The sequence below is a fragment of the Cognatilysobacter bugurensis genome, assembly GCF_014652095.1.
Classification (GTDB): domain Bacteria; phylum Pseudomonadota; class Gammaproteobacteria; order Xanthomonadales; family Xanthomonadaceae; genus Cognatilysobacter; species Cognatilysobacter bugurensis.
In genome coordinates, this window is the sequence record NZ_BMYD01000006.1 from 1 (window position 1) to 19,434 (window position 19,434).

Consider the following 19,434-nt stretch of genomic DNA (forward strand, 5'->3'; position numbering starts at 1 on the left):
CCCGTTCCCGCCCGGGCCAGCGGCCCGGGCATTCGCCGGCGCACGCGGCAGCGCCGCGTCAGCGCGCCGGCCCGTTCCCGCCCGGGCCAGCGGCCCGGGCATTCGCCGGCGCACGCGGCAGCGCCGCGTCAGCGCGCCGGCTCATCCTCGTGGATCGCGGTGCCGCGACTGCCGTCCGGGCGAACCCAGCCACGGAACATGCTGCCGCTGTTGAACGGCATCGCGATGTTGCCTTCGCGGTCCAGCGCGATCGCGCCGCCGTCGCCGCCCATGGCCGGGATCACCTTGTTGATGACTTCCTCGGCCGCGGCCTGCAGCGAATCGCCGCGGTAGGCGACGCGCGCGCAGATGTCGTGCGCGGCCGCGGAGCGGATGTAGTACTCGCCCCAGCCGGTGCCCGACACGCCGCAGCGCTCATCGGCCCAGGTGCCCGCACCGATGATCGGCGCATCGCCGACGCGGCCCCACTTCTTGTTCGTCATGCCGCCCGTACTCGTCGCGGCCGCGATATGGCCCTGCTTGTCGAGCGCGACGGCACCCACCGTGCCGAAATACTTCGGGGCGTCGTCTTCGAGCGGGCGGGCGCCCGACTTGCTCGCCTCTTCACGCTGGGCTTTCTCCAGCGCGCGGCGGCGGTGATCGGTATCGAACCACATGTTCGGCACGCGCTCGAGTTTGGGCCGGGTGTCCGCGAAAGCTTCCGCGCCATCCCCGGCGAGCATCACGTGCGGGCTGTACTCCATGACGGCGCGCGCAAGCCGGATCGGGTTGCGCACCGTCGTCACTCCCGCCACGGCGCCTGCGCGACGGGTATGTCCCTCCATGATCGATGCGTCGAGCTCGTGCCCGCCCTTGGCGTTGAACACTGCGCCCTTGCCGGCGTTGAAGCGCGGCGATTCCTCGAGCACTAGGACGGCCGCCTCCACGGCATCCAGCGCGCTGCCGCCGTCCTGCAGGATGCGGTTGCCCGCATCGAGCGCGCGGTTGAGCGTGGCATGGACGTCGCGCCGATCGGCATCGGACAGCGCGTCCTTCGGAACGAAGCCTGCGCCTCCGTGGATTACCAGCGCGGTCTTCGGTTCGGCGGCAGTGGCGGTCATCGCGGCGAGCATGCTCGCGAGAAGGACTGGAAATCGCATGGGCGGTCGGGCTCCGCAGGTGGGTCGACCGAGCATAGCGTGGCCCTCGTACCGCCTGTTATTGCCGGATCTGCGCGGAAATACGGTGCGATGCAACATAACTCGCGGCGATCGCCTTCACGGTCGTGGTTATTTTTTGACCAGTACGTAACGGCTTTCTCAGAAATGAAACACTTCTGTAACAACGCGTTATCAATTACGTGCGCCCGCGCACCACCCATTCATCTTTGTGATGATCATGACAATCGGCACTCGCGTGATTGACACGTTTTCGCCCCGCAGCGAACTCTCGACTCGCCACGCAGCGTCCCCGGATGTGGTCGGCGTGGCACGCACTGCTCCGGAATGAGCAGGCCCTAGTCGTTAATCAATCCTTTGGAGTGTTCACAATGACCAAGCGCGTCCTCGCGTTGGCCGTCACCCTGGCCCTGGGCTCTTCAGCTGCCGCTGCAGCCGATCTCGTTCGTGCGGAGCGGAACCGCATCGAAGGCCAGTACATCGTTGTGCTTGACCCTGCCCGTCTGCAGACCCCGCCCGGCCTCGCCCGCGCCCCGGGCCTGGCCGTCGCCGCCGAGAACGCCGCAGTTGACCTGGCCTCGCGCCACGGCGGCAATGTCGAGCGCGTCTACGGACATGCACTCCAAGGCTTCTCCATCAAGGCGCCGGAACACGCGATCGCCCGCATGCTGAAGGACCCGCGCGTTGCGTTCATCGAGGAAGACGCGATGTCCTACCCGTCCGCCACGCAGAGCGGCGCGACCTGGGGTCTTGATCGTTCCGACCAGCGTGCGCTCCCGCTCAACGGCAGCTACGTGTACGACTACACCGCCTCGACCGTGCGTGCGTACGTGATCGACAGCGGCATCCTGGCCAGCCATCAGGACTTCGGCGGCCGCGTTCTTGCCGGCGCTACCGCGATCAGCGACGGCCGTGGGACCAGCGACTGCAATGGCCATGGCACGCACGTGGCGGGCACGATCGGCGGCGCGACCTGGGGCGTAGCCAAGTCCGTGCGCCTGGTGCCGGTGCGCGTGTTTGGATGCACCGGTGGCAGCAGCAACTCCACCATCATCTCGGGCATCGACTGGGTCCGCGCGAACCACGTCAAGCCCGCGGTCGCGAACATGAGCCTCGGCGGTGGCGCCTCGTCCGCGATCGATACCGCAACCAACAACCTGATCAACGCCGGCGTCACCGTCGTCGTCGCGGCGGGCAATGACAACCAGAACGCCTGCAACTATTCGCCGGCCCGCGTCTCCAATGCGGTGACGGTCGGCTCGACGCAGTCGAACGACTACCGCTCGTCGTTCTCGAACTACGGCAGCTGCGTAAACATCTTCGCGCCGGGCACTTCGATCAAATCCGCGTGGTACACGAGCAATACCGCGACGAACACGATCAGCGGTACCTCGATGGCCTCTCCGCACGTGGCCGGCGCAGCAGCGCTCTACCTGTCGCGCTACCCGTCCTCGTCGCCGTCGACGGTGCGCAGCTGGCTGTACAACAACGCTACGACCGGCCGCCTGTACTCGATCAACTCGGGCTCGCCGAACCGCCTGCTGTACACGCGTTGATGCGAACACGCTGAGCGCCACGGATGACGCAGACAAAGGCGGCCCCTGGGCCGCCTTTGTCGTTACTGGTCGCGGCTATCGGCGTTGCCACGCCATCGGTCGCGGTCCCGATGCCTCGCCTGTCGGCGCGATCGCATCCCTCGGTGCGTCGCTTTCAGGTCTGCGGGGCGCTTGATCGGGAGACGATCTCTTCACGATGCGCAGTCCGGGCGCCACGTCTACGAACTCGAAGGGACGGCGGCGGACGCGGTTGGGTGATGTGTAACTCCACCGCCGCACCCCGCAGCCGCATGCCGGCGTGGGCGCACGGCCGCCATGTCATGCGATGCCGCGCGACGGGGCCACGGATGTGGACGCCGCGCCAATGGTGGCCCGCTACAACTCGTGACGCGATCGCGTCACGAGTGCGCTATCTGCACGTCACCCCTGCGCAGTGCCGCGCCGGGCTTCCTGCGTGGAGCAATCAAGTGCGGCGCTCAGGCGATCCCGACTCCCGATCAGCGAGGACAAGGCTGCGCACGCAAGCGATCAGCGAAGTCCGTGTCGAAGCCGTGAGCACAGGTATCGTCGATGCCGCACGGGCACGCATCATCGCCACCGACGCGTCGATGCAGCAGAGAGCCTATCGGCGCTCCGAGTTCAGTTGATTCCCACGCGACCGTGCGGCTGGTCCTGCGGGTAGCGAAGGAACCCTCGCGACGCATGCGCTGCACCGCGAATGGCGGACGCTACGGACCGCTTGGGTTCGGGCTCTCGCCATCCGACAGCCGCGCTGCAGGGTTCGCGCACCACCGCCGACGCGCGTCATCGCGCCGCGGAAAGACGGCTCAGACTTGCGCAGCGGCCTCGGGGAAGTGGATCGCCGCGGCCGTGCCTTCGCCGGGGGCGCTGGTCAGCGTCACCGGCCAGCCGAAGCGATCGCCGAGCCGGCGCACGATCGACAAGCCGACACCCTTCCCCTCGAGCCGATCCGGGTCGACCCGGAAGAACGGATCGAAGACCTTGCCGAGCACCTCGGACGTCATGCCGATTCCGGTGTCCCGCACCTCGATGCACTCGGGATTCATGCGCACGACGATCTGGCCACTTTCCGTGTAACGAGCCGCGTTGACGAGCAGATTGCCAAGCATCACGTGCAGCACATGCCGCGGCGCATGCAGCTCGGGGGCGCCGTCGTCCTCCAGGCGCAGTTCGACCGGCTTGTCACGCAGCAGCGGCCGCACGCGTTCGAGTTCGGACTCGACGATCTCACGCACGGCCAGCCGTTCGCGCTGGGGCTCGATTTCCGACTCGCGCGCAAGGATCAGGAACGCCTCGATGACGCCCTCCATGTCGTGCGCAGCGCGGCGGACCCGGCCCAGCGATCGACGCTGGCGCTCGCCGAGCTCCGGGTCGCCTGCAAGGAGGTCGGTCGCGACGCGGATCACCGTGAGCGGGGTGCGCAGTTCGTGGCTTGCGTCGCGCGTGAAGTCGCGTTCGCGCTGTACGAAGTCCGCGACCCGGCGCGCGAGCCCGCGCAGCGCATGCGCGAGGCGCCGCACCTCGATCGCGGAGTCCGGGGGCAGATGGTCCGGCGCGAGCGCCGCCGGATCGGGCTGGCGGGGATCCCAGCGCGAAACCACGTTCGCGAGCCAGCTCACCGGCGCTACAAGGCGCTTAGACGTCCGGTAGGTGAGCCACGCGGTCAGGTAGGTCGCCAGCAACGCGAGCACGATCGCGACCGCGGCCGTCCAGGTGACGGCGCGGTCGATCAGGAACGGGTCGTAGACGAGGTAGAGCGTGCCGCGCGGGTCGGGGTCGACGAATACGACGCGGTCGTCGCCTGCAAAGGCATGCAGGCCGGGGGAAACGTCCCGCAGTACCGCGGGCAGTCGCGCGCCGTCGCTGCGCCCGCGCACCAGATAGCCGGTCAGCGCTGCCGAATCGGGCAGCGGGTGCGCCGGGTTGCGCTGCTGCAATTCACGAAACGTCTCCGCCTCGTGGCGTAAAAGCGAATGCAGCAACGTCTGACGCACGCCGATCCCGCCCAGCAGTACGCCGAGCGAGATCACGAGCGTGGCGACCAACGCCTGACCGATGATGGCCAGCTTGATCTTGCGCGGCAGCCCCTGCGCCATGGATGCGGGTCGCGGTTGGCCCGGTGTGGTCGATCAGTCCGGCGGCTGCGAGATGTCGGCGATGCGATAGCCGGCGCTCTGCACGGTGTGCAGCAGCTGCTTGTCGAACGGCTTGTCGATCGTCTTGCGCAGGTTGTACAGATGGCTGCGGAGCGTGTCCGAGTCCGGCAGGCCGTTGCCCCAGATCTCGCGCTCGATTTCCTGACGGCTGACCACACGCGGCGACTCGCGCATGAGGATCGTCAGCAGGCGCAGGCCGATCGGCGAGAGCTGCAGTTCCACCCCGCCACGCGTGACGCGCAGGCTGGCCGGGTCGAGCACGAGGTCGGCGACCTTGAGCACTTCACCGCCCACCTGACGACGCTCGCGGCGGATCAGGGCACGCAGGCGCGCCTCGAGTTCCTGAATCGCAAACGGCTTGGTCAGGTAGTCGTCGGCGCCAGCCGAGAGACCCGTGAGCTTCTCGTCGAGCGTGTCGCGCGAAGTCAGCATGAGCACCGGCGTCGACTTGCGCGCGTCTTCACGCAGGCGCTTGCAGACCTCGATGCCGTCCAGACGCGGCAGCATGAGATCGAGTACGACCACGTCGTAGCTGTTCTCCGAAGCGAGCCGGTAGCCGTCGAGGCCATCGGCCGCATAGTCGACTTCGAAACCCCGGCCTTCGAGGTATTCGCCGACCATTTCCGAGATGTTGCGGTTGTCCTCGACGATGAGGACCAGACCGCCGTCGCGCGAGCCTTGCATGGAGATCTCCTACCCTTCAGTTTTGTGAAAGGTGCCTCGGCCGCAGTCTAGACCGCGTGAAGGCATCTCGACCGTAACTCAGCCGGCAATCCGGTTCAGCTTCGCTCCGCCGCTTTTGCCCGGTTCCAGTACCCATCCTGGGCGGCGAGCGGCAGCGCATCGAGCGACGTGCCGTCGGCCTGTGCGAGCGCCTCCATCGCACGGAAGCGTCGCTCGAACTTGAGGTTCGCGCGGCGCAGCGCGCTGCCGACGTCGACGCCGGCGTGGCGCGCAAGGTTCGTGCACACGAACAGCACGTCGCCGATTTCGTCCTCAAGCCGCTCACGTGCGGCGGGGTCCTGCGGGTCGGCAGCGAGCGCGGCGAATTCCACACGCACCTCGTCGATTTCCTCGTGCAGCTTGTCCAGCACCGGCTCCACCGCCGGCCAGTCGAAGCCTACGCGCGCGGCGCGTTTTTGCAGCTTCGTGGCGCGCTGCCACTCGGGCAGCCCACGCGCGATGCCGGCCAGCGCGGACGTGTCGCGCTCGCCCGCAGCCTCTCGCTCCTGGCGTTTGAGCGCCTCCCACGCGAGCGTCTGCGTCTGTGAGTCCTCGACCTTTCCGTCGCCGAACACATGCGGGTGGCGGCGCAGCATCTTGTCGGCGATCGCATCGACGACATCATCGAATGCGAACGCGCCCTGCTCTTCGGCCATGCGCGCATGGAACACGACCTGCAGCAGCAGGTCGCCGAGTTCGTCCATCAGTGCGGGCAGATCGCGACGGTCGATCGCGTCGGCGACCTCGTAGGCTTCCTCAATCGTGTACGGCGCGATCGTCTCGAACGTCTGCTCAATGTCCCAAGGACAACCGCCCTGCGGATCACGCAGGCGCGCCATGATGTCGAGCAGGCGACCGATGCCGGCGCGCGCCGCGGGCTCGCTCATTCGTCAAGCCACTCGCGCCACGGCAGTGACGCGTCCGCAAGCGCGATGAACCCGCCGTTGAGCACCGTTTCGCGCTGGTTGTAGCGGAACGGCCGGCCTTGCAGGTCGAGCACCGCACCGCCTGCGCCTTCGAGTACGGCCTGCCCCGCCGCGGTGTCCCACTCGCTGGTGGGACCGAAACGCGGGTACAGATCGAGCTCGCCTTCGGCCAGCGCGCAAAACTTCAGTGACGATCCGAGGCTCACCGACGCGATGTCGCCGAGGCGTGCAATGAACGCGTCGCTGCGCTCGTCGCGGTGAGAGCGGCTCGTCGCAACCTTCATCCGCGAACGCGCCGCCTGCACGCGTAGCTCATGCTCGTGCGCGCCGTCGCAGCGCCAGGCACCCAGCCCCGGACCTCCGTGCCAGAGCACCCCCGTCACCGGCGCCTGCACGACGCCGTATACCGCAACGCCGTGCTCGATGAGCGCGATGTTCACCGTGAACTCGCCGTTGCGTTTGACGAATTCGCGCGTGCCGTCGAGCGGATCGACCACCCACAGCCGCGTCCAGTCGCGGCGCTGGGCAAACGACACCTCGTGCGCGGATTCCTCCGACAGCACCGGGATGTCCGGCGTGAGCCGCGCGAGCCCGCTGACGATGCTGCGGTGCGCCGCCAGGTCGGCGGCGGTAAGCGGCGAATCATCGTTCTTGTGTTCGACGGCGAACTCGCTGTCGTACACACCGAGGATCGCGGCCGCCGCGTCGCGTGCGATGGAAATCACGCCTGCGCGCAGTTCGGGGTTAATCACGATTGCGTCCTCAACCATTCGCGCGCGATGAACAGGGCCGCGATCGTGCGACCTTCGGAAAAGTCTTCGCGCAGGATCAGCTCGTGCAGCGCATCGAGCCGCCACGGCACCACGTCGAGCGGCTCGGGCTCATCGCCCTGCAGGCTCTGCGGGTACAGGTCGCGCGCAATCACGAGCTGGGTCTGGTGGCTCATGTACGTCGGCGCCAGCGTCAGCGCTCGCAGTTGCTCGAGCGAGCGCGCCGCGTAGCCGGCCTCTTCCTGCAGTTCGCGGTTCGCGGCTTCCAGCGCGGTTTCGCCTTCGTCGATACGGCCTTTCACGAGCCCGAGCTCGTACCGGTGCACGCCGGCCGCGTATTCGCGCACGAGCAGCACGGTCTCGGCATCGATCATCGGCACGACGACGACCGCACCGTGCCCGCGCCCGTGCAGGCGCTGGTAGCGGCGGCGCTCGCCGTTCGAGAACTCCAGGTCGATCTGTTCGAAGCGGTACGGGCCGGCGTCGTGTTCGGTCACGCCGTGGATCACGGGCAGCCGACGACTCATCCGCAGGCTCCGCGGGGGCGAACAGGCGCGATAATGGGCGTATGGATGAACTTGTTCACGATGCGGCGATGCTAGCAGAGCACGGTGATGCCGCCGCCGACGCCTGGCGCCGCCGCGATCTCGACGTGCTGTGGCACCCGTGCACGCAGATGCGCGAGCACCCCGACACCATGCCGCTGCTGCCGATCGAGCGCGGCGACGGTGCCTGGCTCATCGGGCGCGACGGACGACGCTACCTCGATGCGATCAGCAGCTGGTGGACGAACCTGTTCGGCCACGCGAACCCGCGCATTGCGGACGCGATCGCCGCGCAGGCGCGCACGCTCGAGCATGTGATCCTCGCGGGCTGCTCGCACGCGCCCGCGGTCGAGCTCGCCGAGCGTCTGCTTGCGCTTGCGCCGCGCGAGACAGGACGCGCGCCGCTCGCCAAGGTGTTCTACGCCGACAACGGCTCGGCCGGCGTCGAAGTCGCGCTCAAGATGGCGTTCCACTGGTTCCGCAACCGGGGCGAGACGCGACGCACGAAGTTCATCGCGCTCGAGAACGGCTACCACGGCGAGACCCTCGGCGCGCTCGCGGTCGGCGACATTCCGCTCTACCGCCGCGTCTACGCTCCGTTGCTCGCCGAAGCCCTGTTCGCACCCTCGCCCGACGCATACGCATGCGCCCCCGACGAAACACCAGCCGACCGCGCACGCCGCGCGGCGGACGGGCTGCGCGAGGTGCTCGAGCGCCACGCGGGCGAAGTCTGCGCGCTGATCCTCGAGCCGCTTGTGCAATGCGCGGGCGGCATGCGCATGCACGATCCGCTGTACCTGCGCCTTGCACGCGACCTGTGCGACGCGCACGGCGTGTTCCTTATCGCCGACGAGATCGCTGTCGGCTTCGGGCGCACCGGCACGTTGTTCGCGTGCGAACAGGCGCCCGGGCGCGACGGCGGCGCACCCGGCGTCCAGCCCGACCTGATGTGCCTGTCGAAGGGGCTCACCGGGGGTGCGATGCCGCTCGCGGCTGTGCTCGCGACGCAGGCGATTTATGACGGCTTCCTCGACGAATCGCGGGAGCGCGCGTTCCTGCACTCGCACAGCTACACCGGCAATCCGCTCGCATGCGCAGCGGCGCTCGCCACGCTCGACATCTTCCAAAACGACGACGTCATTGCACGCAACCGGCCCACGGCAGCGCGGATGCGCGAACTCGCGCGCGAAGTCGGCGTGCTCCCCCCCGTCGCCGAGGTGCGGCAGACCGGGATGATCGTTGCATTTGAACTCGCCCGCGACGGACGCACCGATACCCCGTTCGACCCGGCCGAACGCATCGGGCTGCGCGCGTACCGGGCGGCGTTGTCACGCGGGGTGCTCCTGCGCCCGCTCGGCGACGTCCTGTACTGGATACCGCCGTACTGCATCGATAGCGAGGCGCTCCAGCACCTCGCGGACGTGACGCGCGGAGCGATCCTCGAGGCCACATCGTGAGCGGCCCCAACCACGTTTCGAGGTGCTGCCCATGCGCATGACGCGCGCGTATGTCGACCTGCCGCTGCACGTCGGCGCGGACGTCGTATTGCCTGAAGCGCCCGCCGCCCATCTGACGCGCGTGCTGAGGTTGCAGGCCGGCGATGCCTGCGTGCTGTTCAACGGCGACGGCCGCGATTACACAGCGCGCCTGGTCGCGGTCGGCAAGCGCGAGGTGCGCGCCGCGATCGACGGCGCAGCCGCGGTCGAACGCGAATCGCCGCTGCGCACCGGATTGCTGCAGGGCGTGGCGCGCGGCGAGAAGATGGACCTGATCCTGCAGAAGGCCACCGAACTCGGCGTGTCCGAGGTGCGGCCACTGTGGTCGCAGCGCAGCGAGGTCAAGCTCGATGAGGCGCGCGCGGTGAAGCGTCACGCCCACTGGCGCGGCGTGGTGATCGCTGCCTGCGAGCAGAGCGGTCGCGCGCGTGTTCCCGATGTCGCAGCGCCCGTCTCGCTTGCGGCGGCGCTCGCTGCGCTGCCGACGGGGGGCACGCGCGTGCTGCTCGACCCCGAGGGCGACACCGCGATCCGCACACTCGATCCCGTCCCCGGCACCCTGTGGCTTGCCGTCGGGCCGGAGGGAGGCTGGTCGCCGGCCGACCGCGACCAGCTCATCGCTGCGGGCTTCATCGGCGTGCGGCTCGGGCCGCGCATCCTGCGCACCGAGACGGCCGGGCTTGCGGCACTCGCAGCACTCCAGGCGACGCACGGCGATCTCGGCTAGTCGCGCGCAGGTTTAAGCGACGGCCCGCTCCCAAAACGAAACGACCCCGGCATCGCGATGCGATGACGGGGTCGGAAGACCGCGAACCGATTGCGGCGGGTCAATCAGGCCGCTTGCGCGACCGCGTCCGCGACGATCGCTTCGATCGCCTCGAGATCCGGGAGCAGTGCCGGGTCCTCGTTGAGCCGGACGCGCGCCTGGACGCCGCGCGGCATCATGCTAGCATCGTCGTCCTCGACCGACAGCGTTTGGCGCGACACGGTCACCAGGCGCGGGAAGCCCTGCGTCAGCATCGCGAAGTACGGCGTGCGCGACGTGCCCGCGAGCGCCTTGAGCACCACGACCTTGCTGCCCAGCACGGCGCGCTCCTGCGCGACGCCCGCGAGCGTGCCGAATGCGATCAGCGGCACCTGCCAGCCGCGCCAGCGCAGGCGGCCGAGCAGCCATTCCGGCGCATCCTCGCCGACGGGCTCCGGGTCCGCGTACGAGAGCACTTCGGCGATCGTCGCGTTCGGCATGAGCAAGCGCGCACCGGCGACCTGGATTAGCACGCCGCGGATGTCGCCTTGAGACGCCATCGGCGCGGGCGTCGGCACCGTGAACGGCTGCGGCGTCGGGGCCTCGGCCTTGGCGACCGGCTGGGGCGAAGCCTCGGGCGCATCGAGCGCCTCGGCGTCGGCATGCGCCCCGACCGCGAGGAAGTCTTCTTGCGGCGCGGCGTCATCGCCCCCAGCGCTGGCAACCGTCTCGGCCGACTCGTGCTGGGTCGCAGTGGGCGAGCCGACAGCGTGGTCGGTGACGCCAGCGGCTGCCGAAGTCTCGGCCGCCGCTTCAACGTCCGACGAGGCCTGTTCGTTGTCCGCAGACGCGGCAGATGCGTGATGCGGAGCGGCCGCGGCGGGCGCCGGCGCGGAGACCGACGGTCGCTGCGCGGCACGAGATTTCTGGCGGTTCTTTTTCGACATGATGGAATCCTCGGATCGTGCGCCGGTCAGGCGCTCCAGCGCTCGACGAGCTGCCGGGCGAGTTCGGCCGGAGTCGCGGTCGGACGACCGCGCTCGGCTAGAGCGTTCGAAGCAGTGGCGTCGTAGCAGCCCTCGGCGGACTGCCCGGCGACGAACGCCGACGACCAGCGGCGGTCTGCGAGACGCGTTGCGAGTGCGGCGTCGGCGCCGCTGAGCAGCAGCACCGCGCTGTCCGCTGGCGGCAGTGCATCCAGCGGGTCGGCGGCGACGAAGCGAAGCCCGTCGGGACCGGCCTGGAGGCCGATGCCGTCGGGCAGCACATAGACCACACCCGGGCGCGCGCCGGCATCCATGTCCGCGAGATCCACGGGCAGCGCGGTCGCACGTTGCAGCTGGGTCACGAGGCGGTCGTAGCGCCCGCCGTCGAGCCGCTGCTGCACGAGCACCGGCCGCGGAAACCCCTCGGGCAGCGCGCCCAGCACCTGGCGCACGGCGTCGGGCCCGCCGAGTCCGGCGACGAGCAGCACGGCGCCCGGCCCACTGAGCTCAGCGTCGGGCGACATGGAGAGCTGCGTCGGCGGCACATCGTCCACGAGCGACAGCGACGCGATGCGCTGCTCGAGATCCGCAAGATTGACCGCAGCCGATTGCGGCGCAGCTGCAACCGCGGGCGCGTCGTCGGTCACGAGCGCGAGTACGTGGCCATCCGACAGCCCGGCGAACGGCGAACCCGTCACCGCACCGGGGTCGACCGGCTCGGCGGACAGCACGTCGAACGTCGGCTCCGGCAACTCCACCGAAGGCAACGTGGGCTCGGTGCGCAGGTCGTCGAGCGAAAACTCGTGGAACTGCGACACCTCGGCCGATGCAGCCGGCGCTTCGACACCGGGCAGCATCAAGTCGCTCTCGAATGCGAGGTCGAAACCGGACGAGACCGGCGCGGCGAACGGCTCGGACTGGCCGAAATCCTCACGCAGGCTCGAATCGAACGTGATCACCTGATCCGCGTTGAACTCGTACTCGGTCATCTCGGCGCTCACCGGGTCGAAGCCGGCGAACTCGCCCGGCTCGACGCCGGGCGAAAACTCGTCTGACAGCGGGTGCGGCGGTGCCGTATCGAGCAGCGGCGCGAAGCCCCCGAACTGCGACATGTCCACGCTGACGGAGCCACCGCCCTCGCCCGAGGGCAGTTCGATGGACTCGAGCGACAGCGCGTGCTCGCCAGCCCCAGCCGATGTGGCCTCGGCAGACGGAGCCGGGTCAAAATCGCCCGGGGGTGCACTTGCAGCCGCCGCCGGCACCGCCGGTTTCGCAGCGGCAACCGCAGGGAGACTCGGGCCTGCGTCGGGCTGCGAATGGCCGGGCGGCAGCACGTTGCCATGCCCGTGCAACTTCGCCGCAAGATGCCGCGTCCAGCGCGCCGCATCCCAACCGCTGCGGCTCGCCGCGAGGTCGGCCTCTTCGTACATCACGTCGATCGCGGGATCGAGCAGCACCGCGTCAAAGCGTTCGAGCGCGGCTTCGGTGGCACTGTCCAGCACGACCATGACGACCTGCGCGCGTGCGGACGCGACTTCGTCGACGTCCGCCTGCGTGGGGTCGGCTTCGAGCGCGAGCTCGGCGCCGGCCTCGGACAGCGCCGCGCGCACGCGGTCGCGCGCCGTGCCCGGCCGCGCGAGCAGCACCACGCGGCAGCCGGACTCAGGCATCGACGGTCGCCAGGCCAAGCAGCTCGTTGACGTTGCGCATCAGCTCCAGCTCCTGATACGGCTTGCCGAGGTAGCGATTCACACCGATATCGAGCGCGCGCTGGCGGTGTTTGTCGCCGGTGCGCGAGGTGATCATCATGATCGGCACGCCGCGCAGACGCTGTTCGGTCTTCATCGCGGTGGCAAGCTCGTAGCCGTCCATGCGCGGCATTTCGACATCGAGCAGCACGAGGTCGGGCACGGTCTCGGCCATGCGCTCGAGCGCGTCGATGCCGTCCTTCGCCGTGACCACTTCGAAGCCGTTCCGCTCGAGCACGCGGCCGGTGACCTTGCGCATCGTGACCGAGTCGTCGACGACCATGACAAGCGGGACGTGGCGCGTCTCGACCACCGGCACCGCAAGTGACGCGAAGTGATCGCGCGGCAGTGCGGCCTGGCGGCGCACGAGCGGTGCGACGTCGAGGATCACGACGACGCGGCCGTCGCCCATGACCGTCGCCCCGAAGATGCCCGGGATCGACGCGACCTGCGGGCCCACCGGCTTGACCACGATTTCGCGGTTGCCCATGACCTGGTCGACGCTGACCGCCGCGCGCAGTTCACCAGCGCGGATCAGCACCAGCGGCATCTGCAGGTGGCCTTCGGCCTTCGACGCAGCTTGGCCGATGAGCAGGCCGAGGTCGTGGACGGTGTAGTCCTCGTCGCCGTAGCGGTAGACCGCGTCGCGTCCCTCGCTGCTGGCCTTGGCCAGCTCGTCGCGCGAGATGCGGCCCACACCGCGCACCGAGGCAATCGGCACCGCGAACGTCGTCTCGCCGGCCTTGACGAACACGGCCTGCGTGACCGCCAGCGTCTGCGGCAGGCGCAGAGTGAAGCGCACGCCCCTGCCGGGCGACGACTGGATGTCGAGCGTGCCGCCGAGCTGGCGGACTTCGCTCGCCACCACGTCCATGCCGACGCCACGGCCCGCGAGGCGGCTGACCTCGTCGGCCGTCGAGAAGCCCGGCTCGAGGATCAGTGCATCGAGGTCGCTGTCGGCGAGCACGGCGTCCTGCCGCAGCAGCCCGCGTTCGAGGGCACGACGGCGGATCGCCTCGCGGTCGAGACCCGCGCCGTCGTCGCCGACTTCGAGCACGACTTCCGAGCCTTCGCGCCGGATCGCGATCGAGATCGCACCTTCGGCCGTCTTGCCGGCCTTCTCGCGCTTGGCGGGCAGTTCGATGCCGTGCGCGACCGAGTTGCGGAGCATGTGCTCCAGCGGCGCGGTCATGCGCTCGAGCACGTTGCGATCGAGTTCGCCCTGCGCGCCGTCGAGCTTGAGCTGCACGTTCTTGCCGAGCTCGGCCGATGCCTGGCGCACGACACGGCGCAGGCGCGGCAACAGACCGTCGAACGGCACCATGCGCGTGCGCATGAGGCCTTCCTGCAGGTCTGACGAAACGCGCGACTGCTGGAGCAGCAGCGTTTCGTACTGGCGCGTGAGGTCGTCGAGCGTGCCCTGCAGCGACACCTGGTCGGCGGCGGACTCGGCGAGTGCGCGGGTCAGCTGCTGTAGGTTCGAGAAGCGGTCGAGTTCGAGCGGATCGAACGCGGCGTCCGCGCGGTCGCCCTCACGCTGGTAGCGCGAGAGGATCTGCGCTTCAGTTTCGATCTCGAGACGGCGAAGCTGGTCGCGAATACGCGTGTTCGTCGCTTCCATCTCGCCAATCGCGCCGCGGAACGCGCCGAGCTGCTGCTCGAGGCGTGCGCGGTAAATCGCGACCTCACCGGCGTAGGTGACGAGCCGGTCGAGCAGGTCGGCGCGAATACGCACCTGTTCCTGCGGAGCACGCACGCCGATCTCGTCGTCGTCGTCGAGCGGGGTGTCCGACAGCGGCGCCGACAGCGGCTTGAGTTCGACAGCCGGCGTCGCAGGCGTGGTCGCGGTGGTCGGCGTGCTTGCCGTGGCTGCGCGCGACAGCGTCACGCCGCGCGAGCGGGCGTCGAAGTCGGCGATGAGCTCGTCGGGCATCGCGACCGCACGGCGCTCACCGACGCGGGTGACCATCGCGTGCAGGCGATCGAAGCCGCGCTCGAGCAGCGGGATGCCGTCGCGGCCGAGCTCGACGCGGTTTGCGACGACGGCCTCGAGCAGCGACTCCATGACGTGGCCGAGTTCGCCCACGGCCATGATGCCGGCCATGCGCGCGCCGCCCTTGAGCGTGTGCAGATCGCGCTGCAGGCCCACCAACGGCTCGCGCTCGCTCGGTGCAACGCGCAACTGCGCGAGCAAACCGTCGGAGTGGTCGAGCAGGTCGCCGCCCTCCTCGACGAAGATGTCGACGAGTTCGGGGTCAAGCCCGGTGAGATCCAGCGCTTCGTCCGGATCGACGATCGCGGCGTGCGCGACCGCGGATTCGAAGCCCGCGTGCGTGTCCGTCGCGGTTTCCCGTGCGGCAAGCGCGGCGGCAATCGCCGCAGCCTGCTGTTCGGCGGCGAACCGCTCGGCGGCAACGCGCTCGGCCTCCAGACGCTCCGCTTCTGCCCGTTCGGTCGCAAGGCGTTCGGCTTCCGCACGCTCGGCTTCGATGCGCTCGGCTTCCGCCTGCTCCGCCGCGACGCGCGCGGCTTCGAGACGTTCGGCTTCCGCTTGTTCTGCTGCGATGCGCTCGGCTTCTAGACGCTCGGCTTCCGCCTGCTCCGCCGCGACGCGCTCGGCCTCGAGACGCTCGGCCTCTGCCTGCTCCGCCGCGACGCGCTCGGCCTCGAGACGCTCGGCCTCTGCCTGCGCCGCCGCGGTGCGCTCGGCTTCGAGACGCTCGGCTTCCGCCTGCTCCGCCGCGACGCGCTCGGCCTCGAGGCGCTCGGCTTCCGCTTGTTCTGCTGCGATGCGCTCGGCTTCGAGGCGCTCCGCTTCGGCCTGCTCGGCGGCAATGCGCTCGGCTTCCGCACGCTCTGCTGCAAGACGCTGGGCCTCGGCCTGCTCCGCGGCGACGCGCTCGGCTTCGAGGCGCTCGGCCTCTGCCCGTTCGGCCGCGACGCGCTGGGCCTCGAGTCGTTCGGCATCGGTCTGTGCAGCAGCAATGCGCTCCGCCTCGATGCGCACGGCTTCGGCGCGCTCGGCTGCGAGACGTTCGAGTTCGGCGGCTTCCGCCGCAGCGCGCTCCGCCTCAATCCGCTCAGCCTCAGCCCGTTCGGCCGCAAGACGTTCGGCCTCTGCCTGCTCGGCGGCCAGACGGTCGGCTTCGAGACGCTCGACTTCCAGGCGTGCCGCCTCGGCCTCTTCCGCAGCGATGCGCTCAGCTTCGAGGCGCTCCGCTTCGATGCGTGCAGCCTCGGCCTGCTCCGCGGCAACCCGCTCGGCCTCGACACGCGCGGCTTCTGCTTCTTCGGCGGCGACGCGCTCGGCTTCGAGACGCTCGGCTTCAAGCCGTGCAGCCTCGGCCTGCTCGGCCGCAATACGTTCGGCTTCGAGTCGCGCTGCTTCCGCTTCTTCAGCGGCAATGCGCTCGCCCTCGAGACGTTCGGCCTCAATTCGTGCCGCCTCGGCTTGCTCCGCGGCAACCCGCTCAGCTTCGAGACGTGCGGCTTCCGCGGCGATACGCTCGGCCTCGACGCACTCTGCCTCGACTCGCGCCGCCTCGGCCTGCTCCGCCGCAATCCGCTCGGCCTCGATACGCGCAGCCTCTGCCTTCTCAGCAGCAAGCCGCTCGGCTTCAAGACGCTCGGCTTCGATCCGTGCGGCCTCGGCCCGCTCGGCTGCGATGCGCTCGGCCTCGAGACGCTCCGCACTGCGGGAATCGAACGCAGGCGCGATCGGCTGGTCGTCGACCGGCATCGGCATGCGTGCGTCGGGCAGGCTGTCGCGAAGTGCGAGCACGCGAGCGGCGAGTCCGGTGAACAGCGGTACGTGCGGGCGCGGGGATTCGAGCGCGGCAAGCGTGCGGCGGATCGCGTCGGCGACGGCCGTCAGCGTTGCGCGGCCCTCGGGATCGGCGACGCCGCCCGCTGCGAGCAGCCGCTTCACATAAGCCTCCGACGGCCCGGTGACTTCCGTGATCACCGGCACTTCGGTCATCGCGAACGCGCCGTTGAGCGTGTGGATCGCGCGCTGCAGGCGGTCGTCGGCCGGCTGGCCCGAGGCGAGCCAGCCGTCGATCGTCGCCAGATGGCCGTTGACTTCGACAGTGAGGATTTCCAGCAGCACGGGGTCGACACCGGCGGGGACGCCCGGCTCCGCGTCGACCTCCGCCGCCTGCACGGGCGCCAGGGCGACGGGCTCCACTGCGGGCGCGGCAGTGCTCGCAGCCGCCACGGGCGTCGCGGAGGCGGCAGCGTCGAAGAAGACCTCTTCGCCCTCGCCAACGCGGTCCGCAACGGCTTCAAGCGCGCGCAGATCGACGGTCAGTCCGCCGGTTCCCGCAAGCGCGGCGTGGAACTGGGGCAGGATCGCGTGCGCCTGCTCGATGACCCCCACGACCGCAGGCGATGCCGGACGCGTGCCATCGAGCACGCGGTTGAGCATGTTCTCGATCTTCCAGCTGAACTCGCCGAGCGTCTTGGCACCGACGAGGCGGCCGCTGCCCTTGAGCGTGTGGAAGACACGACGCACGGGGCGCAGCAGCTCTGCATCGTCGGGCTTGGCGCGCCATGCCGGCAGCATGCCAGCGAGGTTCGCCATTTCTTCGTCGAGTTCCTCGATGAAGACTTCGCGGATGTCGTCGTCAATGTCGGCGCTGGCTTCGAAGCCGGCATCGATCGTGCTGACGTGTGCCGCCGGGGCCTCGACTGCCGGCACCGGCGTGTCGATCGCGCTTGATTCGGCAGCGACCGGCGTGGAGGCGACAGCGCTGGGTTCGGCGGGCGCGGCTTCGGCAGCCGGGGCCGTGAGGTCGGCATCGATGGGCGACGGCGGCGCATCGACAGCGGCGCCTTCGAGCGCGGCGTCCGGCATCGGCCAGTAACGCAGCGCTTCGAGGCTTTGGCGCGCGATCTCGAGGATATCGTCGCGGTTCGGGCGGTGATCGCGCAGGGCTTCGAGGTAGTACTCAATGCTCGCAAGCGCGTCGGCGAGCGTGTCGAGCTGCTGGCTGCCCGGCACGCGCTGGCGCGCGATCAGTTCGGATTCGGTGTAACGGCAGATTGCGGTGAGGTACGCGGCGGCCGTCGCCATCTCGAGGATGCGGAGCGCGCCACTGACTTCGGCGAGCAGGCGCGGGACTTCCGCGAGCTGGGCGTGGTCCCAGCCGGTTTCCACGAATGCGACAAACGCCTGGCGCGCATCGCCGAAGTTCGCGATCGCCTCGCGCACGACGAGGTCGAGCACCTTGCGCGACTCGCCCGTGAAGCGCTGCTCTCCTGCCTCTTCGGGCAGGCCCAGGCGTGCCACTTGATCATCGAGCGAGGCGTCGACGTAGAGCAGCGCGCCGGCGATGTCGAGCAGCGCACCTTCGTCCGCGGCGCGCTGGCCGGTGACGATCTGCCGCATCGAATCGCGCTGCTGCATCACGACGGTGCGCGCAGTGTCGACGCCCATCATGCCGAGCGTCTCGCCGACGCGGGTCAGCGCATCGACCTGTGGCACAAGCTCGGAGACGTCGGTCTGGCCGGTGCGCAAATGAAGATCGAGCGCGTCCTTGACGCGCATGAGGTCTTCCTTGATGGCTGCCGACACCGTGTCGAGCAGCGCGCGGTTGCGGCCGGTCAGGCTGCCGCGTGCGTGTGCGAGCTCCGACTCGGTCGGCGCCTGCGCGCTGAGTTCGAAGACGCTGCGCAGCTGATCGAGCGCCGGGTGGGGCGCATCGCTCTGAGCCACGTGGAACAGCAACTGACGAGTGGCTTCGGCGCCGGCGTCGCCGCGCGCGGCCGCATCGCCCAAACGCGAGAGGTCGGCTTCGACCCGCTCGAACGCCGTGCGCAGCGCGGCGGTCGGCGTGAGCGCACCATCGCGCAGTGCGCTGGCGACGGATAGTGCGACCCAAACCGCCCGCCGCATCGACTCGGATGCGGCGTGTGCGAACAGCGCTTCGAGCGCGCCGGCAAGCGCGGCCGCGTCGACCGAATCGCTCCAGCCCGCGAGCACGCGCGCAACGGTCGCGCGCGCGGCCGCCACGTCGGTGCCCGACGCGTCGCCCGCTGTGGGAACGAGCCGGTCGATGTCGGTGACGAACAACGCCGACTCGTGCAAGGCGCGCTCACCGCGCGCGGCGCGCAGCTCGTTGAGCAGCGGCAGCAGCACGATCGGGATCTCGCGATGACCGCCCTGGAGGCGCTCGAGATAGTCCGGCAACTGGACGACGCCGCGCATCAACACGCCGCAGGCTTCATCGCGCTCGTCGACACGGCCGTGCTGCAGCGCGACCGCAAGCTGCTCCATCTCGTCGGCGACCATCGCCGGCGCACGCAGCTCGATCATGCGCAACGTGCCACCCACCTGGTGCAGGTGAGCGGCGCAGCTGCGCATCGCCGACACGTCGGCGGGGTTCTCGGCGAACGCTTCGATGTCCTGGCGCGCGTGGCGCAGGGTTTCGTCGAGTTCCGGCTTGATCCAGCCGAGCGTGGTGGTATCGATCGCTTCGCGCATCATGTTCATCACGCACTCCATTGGTCGGCGGAGCCGCGGCCGCCCCTGCCGCATGCGCAAGCGCAGCGGTTGATGCAGGGGCAGTCGGGAGCGAGCCTGGTCATGCGTCTAGGTCGAGTTC

Annotated in this window: 12 protein-coding genes and 2 pseudogenes; 4 read left to right on the forward strand and 10 right to left on the reverse strand. The window is 69.5% G+C overall.

Going from position 1 to position 19,434, the window contains the following annotated elements:
* Nucleotides 1-128: 128 nt before the first annotated feature.
* Nucleotides 129-1,139 (reverse strand): isoaspartyl peptidase/L-asparaginase family protein, encoded by a 1,011-nt coding sequence (locus tag IE075_RS14125; protein ID WP_189457751.1) that lies wholly within the window; start codon nt 1,137-1,139, stop codon nt 129-131.
* A gap of 389 nt (nt 1,140-1,528) precedes the next feature.
* Between IE075_RS14125 and IE075_RS14130 the strand changes: the two genes are divergently transcribed.
* Entirely contained in the window at nt 1,529-2,713 is a 1,185-nt protein-coding gene (locus IE075_RS14130; protein WP_189457752.1) for a S8 family peptidase, read from the forward strand.
* Between the two features lie 404 nt (nt 2,714-3,117).
* A complete protein-coding gene (locus IE075_RS14135; protein WP_189457753.1) occupies nt 3,118-3,360 on the forward strand; it encodes a hypothetical protein in 243 nt (80 codons plus the stop codon).
* A gap of 180 nt (nt 3,361-3,540) precedes the next feature.
* Here IE075_RS14135 and IE075_RS14140 read toward each other — a convergent pair whose 3' ends face one another.
* The 5 genes from IE075_RS14140 to nudE form a co-directional block, all read right to left on the reverse strand.
* Nucleotides 3,541-4,830, reverse strand: coding sequence for a sensor histidine kinase (locus IE075_RS14140; protein WP_189457754.1), 1,290 nt, complete (start codon nt 4,828-4,830; stop codon nt 3,541-3,543).
* Between the two features lie 33 nt (nt 4,831-4,863).
* Nucleotides 4,864-5,574 carry a response regulator transcription factor gene (locus tag IE075_RS14145; protein ID WP_189457755.1) on the reverse strand — a complete coding sequence of 237 codons (711 nt, stop codon included), beginning with the start codon at nt 5,572-5,574 and terminating at the stop codon, nt 4,864-4,866.
* A gap of 95 nt (nt 5,575-5,669) precedes the next feature.
* On the reverse strand, nt 5,670-6,500 hold the full coding sequence (gene mazG / locus IE075_RS14150) for a nucleoside triphosphate pyrophosphohydrolase (protein WP_189457756.1): 831 nt from the start codon (nt 6,498-6,500) through the stop codon (nt 5,670-5,672).
* Entirely contained in the window at nt 6,497-7,309 is an 813-nt protein-coding gene (gene cysQ, locus IE075_RS14155) for a 3'(2'),5'-bisphosphate nucleotidase CysQ (RefSeq protein WP_189457757.1), read from the reverse strand. The genes mazG and cysQ overlap by 4 nt, the downstream gene beginning before the upstream one ends.
* Nucleotides 7,288-7,836 (reverse strand): ADP compounds hydrolase NudE, encoded by a 549-nt coding sequence (nudE, locus tag IE075_RS14160; RefSeq protein WP_189457758.1) that lies wholly within the window; start codon nt 7,834-7,836, stop codon nt 7,288-7,290. The genes cysQ and nudE overlap by 22 nt, the downstream gene beginning before the upstream one ends.
* 41 nt (nt 7,837-7,877) lie before the next feature.
* On the opposite strand from nudE, the gene bioA reads away from it, so the two are divergent.
* Entirely contained in the window at nt 7,878-9,311 is a 1,434-nt protein-coding gene (bioA, locus tag IE075_RS14165; protein WP_189457759.1) for an adenosylmethionine--8-amino-7-oxononanoate transaminase, read from the forward strand.
* A 31-nt stretch (nt 9,312-9,342) separates the two neighbouring features.
* Nucleotides 9,343-10,077, forward strand: coding sequence for a 16S rRNA (uracil(1498)-N(3))-methyltransferase (locus IE075_RS14170; protein ID WP_189457760.1), 735 nt, complete (start codon nt 9,343-9,345; stop codon nt 10,075-10,077).
* Nucleotides 10,078-10,181: 104 nt separating this feature from the next.
* Here IE075_RS14170 and IE075_RS16035 read toward each other — a convergent pair whose 3' ends face one another.
* The 4 genes and pseudogenes from IE075_RS16035 to IE075_RS16040 form a co-directional block, all read right to left on the reverse strand.
* Nucleotides 10,182-11,042, reverse strand: coding sequence for a chemotaxis protein CheW (locus IE075_RS16035; protein ID WP_425489385.1), 861 nt, complete (start codon nt 11,040-11,042; stop codon nt 10,182-10,184).
* Between the two features lie 26 nt (nt 11,043-11,068).
* Nucleotides 11,069-12,751: a chemotaxis protein CheB gene (locus tag IE075_RS14180; RefSeq protein ID WP_189457761.1), complete on the reverse strand. Its 1,683-nt coding sequence runs from the start codon at nt 12,749-12,751 to the stop codon at nt 11,069-11,071.
* Nucleotides 12,744-18,482, reverse strand: a pseudogene (locus tag IE075_RS14185) (Hpt domain-containing protein); the annotation flags it as partial. The gene IE075_RS14180 and the pseudogene IE075_RS14185, both read right to left, overlap by 8 nt.
* 522 nt (nt 18,483-19,004) lie before the next feature.
* Nucleotides 19,005-19,367: pseudogene (locus IE075_RS16040) on the reverse strand (Hpt domain-containing protein); the annotation flags it as partial.
* Between the last annotated feature and the right edge of the window lie 67 nt (nt 19,368-19,434).